Source organism: Blautia sp. ZXY-1-C6, from assembly GCF_056339875.1.
In genome coordinates, this window is the sequence record NZ_JBWJVQ010000005.1 from 1 (window position 1) to 7,270 (window position 7,270).

Genomic DNA, 7,270 nt, shown 5'->3' on the forward strand with positions numbered 1-7,270 from the left:
TGTTTTTTGCTTTTTTGGGTTCTTTTATTTACAAAAAAAAGAAGCACTGTTATAATATAGAATAAATATAGCCTCTTGACAGACAGAAATATGAGGCATTGATATGACAGAAATAACGATTACTGTTTCCATTGTTTTATGCAAAACAGCGATGTGGACAGTAAAGGATAATTAATTTTAGAGAGGTTGCAAAGACTATGTTTATTACAAGAGAGTGCGATTATGCAGTTCGAGTGGTACGTGCGCTTTGGGGAGAGAGCAGACTGAGCGTATCCGATATCTGTGAGAAAGAAGCAATCACAGCTCCTTTTGCCTATAAGATCCTGAAGAAACTTCAGAAGGCAGAGATCGTGAAGGGATACAGAGGCGTACATGGTGGTTATTCTCTGAACAGGGGACTGGATGAGCTGACTTTATATGAGGTTTATTCAGCGATTGATCCGGATATGTTTATCATCGAATGTCTGGATCCGAAATATAACTGTGTCAGAGACGGACAGGATGGATTACCATGTCTGGTACATAGAGAATTGTTATCTGTACAGGATGAACTGATAAGTCTCCTTAAAGAGAAAAACAATACAGCAGATCATGGAGGAGGCGTAGAGCCTCCTTTTTTTACTTTTATCTGCCTGATTTGTCCGAAATTTGGCATATCTGCATAATGTTAGTTATATGTAACTCGAAAAATGCACATATTTGCTACTGAAATAACAGAAAATCCCTGCTTTGTACCTCAGAAGATACAAAATATGTCAAAACAAATTGGACACAGGCAGAAGATTATGTTATAATCTACAATGAAATTTGAGGTATATTTTACTTATGCCTTGAAATAAATAATTAATTTTCATCAACCTTTAAGGAGGAAAAACAAACTATGGCAAGAAAGATGAAAACCATGGATGGTAACCATGCAGCTGCTCATGCTTCATATGCATACTCAGATGTAGCCGCTATTTACCCGATCACTCCTTCATCTGTTATGGCGGAAGCAACAGATGAATGGGCAACCCAGGGAAGAAAGAACATTTTCGGACAGGAAGTTCAGGTAACTGAAATGCAGTCTGAGGCTGGTGCAGCAGGTGCTGTACACGGATCTCTGGCAGCAGGTGCTTTAACAACAACATATACAGCATCTCAGGGTCTGTTACTTATGATCCCGAACCTTTACAAAATTGCCGGTGAGCAGTTACCTGCAGTATTCAACGTATCTGCACGTGCACTTGCTTCTCATGCACTTTCAATTTTCGGAGATCATTCAGACGTTATGGCCTGTCGTCAGACCGGATGCGCAATGCTCTGCGAATCTTCTGTACAGGAAGTTATGGACTTAACACCTGTTGCTCACCTTTCAGCAATCAAAGGTAAAGTTCCGTTCATCAACTTCTTCGATGGATTCCGTACATCTCACGAGATTCAGAAGATTGAAACATGGGATTATGAAGATCTGAAGGATATGGCAGATATGGATGCAATCGCTGCATTCCGTAACCATGCCCTGAATCCGAATCACCCATGTCAGAGAGGTTCCGCTCAGAACCCGGATATCTTCTTCCAGGCAAGAGAAGCATGTAACCCATACTACGATGCTCTTCCGGCAGTAGTACAGGAATACATGGATAAAGTTAACGCTAAGATCGGTACAGATTACAAATTATTCAACTACTACGGAGCTGCTGATGCAGAACACGTAATCGTTGCTATGGGATCTGTAAACGATACAATCGAGGAGACAATCGACTACCTTGCAGCAGCAGGAAAGAAAGTCGGTGTTGTTAAAGTTCGTCTTTACAGACCATTCTGCGCACAGGCACTCATCGATGCAATTCCGGAATCTGTAAAACAGATCACAGTTCTTGACAGAACTAAAGAGCCGGGTGCACTTGGCGAGCCACTGTACCTTGACGTTGTAGCAGCATTAAAAGACAGCAAATTCGGCGGCGTAAAAGTATTCTCCGGACGTTATGGTTTAGGTTCCAAAGATACTACACCTGCACAGATCGTAGCTGTTTATGAGAACACTGCTAAAGAAAAATTCACAATCGGTATCGTTGATGATGTTACTAACCTTTCCCTTGAGACAGGTGCTCCGATCGTAACAACTCCTGAAGGAACAACAAACTGTAAATTCTGGGGTCTGGGAGCTGATGGTACTGTAGGTGCCAACAAGAACTCCATCAAGATCATCGGTGACAACACAGACATGTACGCACAGGCTTACTTTGATTATGACTCCAAGAAGTCCGGTGGTGTTACAATGTCCCACTTACGTTTCGGTAAGAAACCGATCAAATCCACATACCTGATCCACAAAGCAAACTTCGTAGCATGTCATAATCCATCCTACGTAAACAAATACAACATGGTTCAGGAACTTGTTGACGGTGGTACATTCCTCCTTAACTGTGCATGGGATATGGAAGGTCTTGAGAAACATTTACCAGGACAGGTAAAAGCTTTCATCGCTAACCACAATATCAAATTCTACACAATCGACGGTGTTAAGATCGGTATTGAAACTGGCATGGGACCAACACGTATCAACACAATCCTTCAGTCTGCATTCTTCAAACTGACAGGAATCATTCCGGAAGATCAGGCAATCGACCTTATGAAAGCTGCTGCCAAGGCAACATACGGACGTAAAGGTGATGATGTCGTACAGAAGAACTGGGCAGCTATCGACGCTGGTGCTAAACAGGTTGTAGAGATCCAGGTTCCGGAAAGCTGGAAGAACGCTGAGGACGAAGGTCTTCATATGACTCATGCAACAGAAGGACGTCAGGATGTTATCGATTTCGTTAACAATATCCAGGCTAAAGTTAATGCTCAGGAAGGTAACTCCTTACCTGTATCTGCATTCAAGGATTATGTAGATGGTACAACACCATCCGGTTCTGCTGCATATGAAAAACGTGGTATCGCAGTTAACGTTCCTGTATGGAATCCGGAAAACTGTATCCAGTGTAACAGATGTGCTTATGTCTGCCCGCACGCAGTTATCCGTCCTGTAGCTCTGACAGCTGAAGAAGCAGCTAATGCTCCTGAAGGCATGAAGACATTAGACCTTACAGGTATGAAAGAATATAAATTCACAATGTCCGTATCCGCACTTGACTGTACAGGATGTGGTTCTTGTGTAAACGTTTGCCCAGGTAAGAAGGGTGCGAAAGCACTTGCTATGGAAAACCTTGAAGCAAGCGCAGACGAGCAGAAATACTTTGACTACACAGTTAAACTGCCGGTTAAAGAAGATGTTATCGCTAAATTTAAAGAAGCAACTGTTAAAGGCAGCCAGTTCAAACAGCCTCTGCTTGAGTTCTCTGGAGCTTGTGCAGGATGTGGTGAAACACCATACGCTAAACTGATCACTCAGCTGTTCGGTGACAGAATGTACATCGCAAACGCAACAGGATGTTCTTCTATCTGGGGTAACTCCTCACCATCTACACCATACACAGTAAACGCTAAGGGACAGGGTCCTGCATGGTCCAACTCTCTGTTCGAAGATAACGCTGAGTTTGGTTATGGTATGCTTCTTGCTCAGAGAGCTATCCGCGATGGCTTAAAAGCAAAAGTTGAAGACGTTGTTGCTAACGGAACAAACGAAGACGTTAAGGCAGCTGGTCAGGAATGGCTGGATACATTTGCTGTAGGTGCTACAAACGGCGCTGCTACAGACAAACTTGTTGCTGCTCTTGAAGCTTGCGGATGTGACAAAGCAAAAGAAATCCTTGCTCAGAAAGATTTCCTGGCTAAGAAATCCCAGTGGATCTTCGGTGGTGACGGATGGGCTTACGATATTGGATTCGGTGGTGTTGACCATGTTCTCGCTAGTGGACGTGACATCAACGTTATGGTATTCGATACAGAGGTTTATTCTAACACAGGTGGACAGTCTTCCAAGTCTACACCTACAGGTGCTATCGCTCAGTTCGCTGCAGGCGGTAAAGAGACTAAGAAGAAAGATATGGCTTCCATCGCTATGAGCTATGGCTATGTATACGTTGCTCAGATTTCCATGGGTGCTGACTTCAACCAGACTGTAAAAGCTATTGCAGAGGCTGAGGCTTATCCGGGACCATCTCTGATCATCGCTTATGCTCCATGTATCAATCATGGTATTAAGAAAGGTATGGCAAAAGCTCAGACAGAGGAAGAATTAGCAGTTAAGGTTGGATACTGGCATAACTTCAGATTCAATCCTGCAGCTGAAGGAAACAAGTTCTCTCTTGATTCCAAGGCTCCGAGCATGGAAGATTATCAGGCATTCCTTGACGGTGAGGTTCGTTACAACTCTCTGAAACGTCAGAATCCTGAGAAGGCTGCAAGACTGTTTGCTAAGAATGAGGCTGAGGCTAAGGCTAGATTTGAATATCTGCAGAAGCTGATCGCTCTTCATAGCGCTGAATAATCTTTTCGGTTTTTGAACGACTGTAAACAAGTTTATAAATCATTAAAAAATAAATAGATAGAGCTATTTATAGTGTCCAGACGATATATGTGGGCCGCGGTACTTTTTGTATCGCGGTCCTTTTATGTATTGCTTAAAAGGGACGCCGGGGAATGGCAGAACATCTGAGGCTCAGTCTCGAACCATGTAATTTCTAAGTATTTGAAAAACCGCTAAAAACATTCAGAAATTGCTCAAACTCGCTTCGCTCAAACAGTGAGCAATTTCTGAATAACGCGGCTTTCCAAATACTAAGAAATTACATGAACCCTCGAGATTCGCCTCAGATGTTCTGTCATTCCCCGGCTGGTTGTTGGCTGATTTAAATACTTTCGTCGTTCTTAAACAATGAAATAATGTTGGCTATAAATTTGACAAGTATTGGATATTTGTCTATAATCAGTGAGAACTTTATAACTCGGTTTAGAATGATAGAATATAAAGGAGCGGTTATGAGGAAATTTGTGAGCAGGGATAGTAAGAAGGATTTCTACTTATTATATACGCTTGTATTTGGGGTTATTTCTTTTTTTATCTATTATCAGTTTGCGGGTAATGGGAAGTCTTTGGTGTGGAGTCATGATGGGATTCCGCAGCATTTGAATTCTCTGGCGTATTATGGGCGGTATCTGAGGGAGGTTCTGCATACGATTTTTGTAGAGCATAAGCTGGAATTGCCTATGTGGGATATGAATATCGGGTATGGTTCAGATATTCTTACAACTTTGCATTATTATGTGATCGGGGATCCGCTGACTTTGTTGTCTGTGTTTGTGCCGGCGGATAAGACGGAGGTTTTGTATGAGGTTCTGATTTTTCTGAGGATCTATCTGGCAGGGATTTCTTTTAGTGTTTTTTGTTTTTATCATAAGAATCCGAAGCAGGCGACGTTTATGGGAACGTTGATCTATATTTTTGCGGGATGGACGATTTATGCGGCTATGAAGCATCCGTATTTTTCCAATCCTATGATTTATCTGCCACTGGTTCTGATGGGGATTGATAAGATTTATAAGAGGGAGAAGCCATGGCTGTTTATCTGGGCGACTGCGGTTTCGGCTATGTCGAATTTCTATTTCTTTTATATGATCTGTATTTTTATGTTTATTTATGCGGCTTTCCGGTATTTTGGGATTTTCAGTGAGAGAAGTGTGAAGGATGTTCTGAGATGGCTGGTGAAGTTTATCGGCTATTATGTGGTGGCTTTGATGATCGCGGCGGTTATTTTTATTCCGGTGGTCATGACGATTTTTGGTACGGATAGGTTTCAGGCTGAGAATTATGTGCCTCTTTTATATGATAAAATTTATTATGAGAAGTATCTGGGTGATCTGATCGGGGAGAATATGATCCAGTGGGGGGTTGCCGGGTATTCTGCTGTTGCTATGGCAGGTGTGTTTGTGCTTTTTTCCAGGAAGAAGAAGTACCTGGATCTGAAATTAGGATTTGGGCTGTTGAATCTGTTTTTGCTGGTGCCTTTTGCAGGGCATGTGCTCAATGGTTTCTCTTATGTGTCCAACAGGTGGATCTGGGCTTATGGGATGATGATCGCGTATATTTTTGTGAAGGCATATCCTGAGCTGTTTACTCTGACTGTGAGGGAAAAGAAGAAGATTTTTGTCATGACGGTGGCGTATTGTGTGCTGGCTCTGTTTGCGAAAGCTGCCAGAACGCAGAGAAATATGGCAGGTGTGCTGGTTCTGGTATTGGCTGTGTTTACGGTTACTTCTTTTGGAAATATTTTTCTGCAGGGGAAGTATATGTGCGGGCTTCTCAGTGCTTTGCTTGTGGTGAGCATTATGTTGAATGTTTCTTATCAGTATTCTTATGAGAAGGATTATCTGTCAGAGTTTGCAGCCGAAGAGGAGTCGCTGGATAAGCTGGAGTCGAATACGGATAAGGCGGTTCTTGCCGCCGGGGATTCAGGTGTCTATCGTTATGACCAGTATGGGGCATTGCCCTATGATAATACTTCTATGTATATGGGTACGAACAGTACTGCTTATTATTTCAGTCTTGCAAACAGCAGTATCAGTGATTTTTTCAGTGAAATGTATCTGAATACGCCATGGGAGCAGCATTATGAGAACCTGGACGGAAGGACGATCCTGGACAGGCTGGCTTCTGTGAAATATTTTGTGATAAGTGGTGATAATTTCCGCTATCTTTCCTATGGATATAATAAAGAGAAGGGCTCTGCAGGAAAGGGAAAAAGTGAGTGCAGGGCTTATGAGAATGAGAATGCACTGCCTCTGGGTTATACTTATGACAGTTATATTCCTGAATCGGAATATGAGAAAATGGATGTGGTAAAAAAGCAGCAGGCTTTGATGGACGGTGTGGTGCTTGAGGAGAGTACACTGCCTGAGGCATCTGTTGATGCTGATAATGAGAATATCCAGTATCGTATGGAGACAGGGGATGGTTGTGCTCTGTCTAAGGGAGCAATCAGGGTGACGAAGGAAGGGGCGCAGCTGAAGCTTGTGTTCCATGGTCTTACGGACAGTGAGAATTACCTGATCGCAGATAATCTGGATTATGACAGTCTTTCACCGAGAGAACTGATTGGTAACAGTCAGTGGAAGAAGATGTCTGAGTATGACCAAAATAAGGTTCTTGATGAGGACAGCCGGTGGCGATACTGGAAGGAATCAAAGGAAGCGGCTATGACAGTCAGCTCCAATGATGTGACCAAGACCATAAAGATTTTTACAGATAAGTATAATGCCTACAGTGGACGGCATGATTTTCTCTGCAATATGGGATATTCCAGATCAGGAGTTCGTACTATGACGATCACCTTTGCTAATACGG

Annotated in this window: 3 protein-coding genes; all 3 read left to right on the top strand. The window is 42.7% G+C overall.

Annotated features, from left to right (window positions below):
• Positions 1-197 precede the first annotated feature (197 nt).
• Positions 198-665 (top strand): RrF2 family transcriptional regulator, encoded by a 468-nt coding sequence (locus AC075J_RS00225; RefSeq protein WP_476389820.1) that lies wholly within the window; start codon positions 198-200, stop codon positions 663-665.
• A gap of 215 nt (positions 666-880) precedes the next feature.
• The gene (gene nifJ, locus AC075J_RS00230; RefSeq protein ID WP_118566035.1) at positions 881-4,417 is read left to right on the top strand and encodes a pyruvate:ferredoxin (flavodoxin) oxidoreductase; all 3,537 of its coding nucleotides are present in this window, start codon (positions 881-883) and stop codon (positions 4,415-4,417) included.
• A 491-nt stretch (positions 4,418-4,908) separates the two neighbouring features.
• Positions 4,909-7,270 (top strand): YfhO family protein (locus AC075J_RS00235; protein ID WP_476389821.1); only part of this gene is annotated, 2,362 nt, incomplete at its 3' end.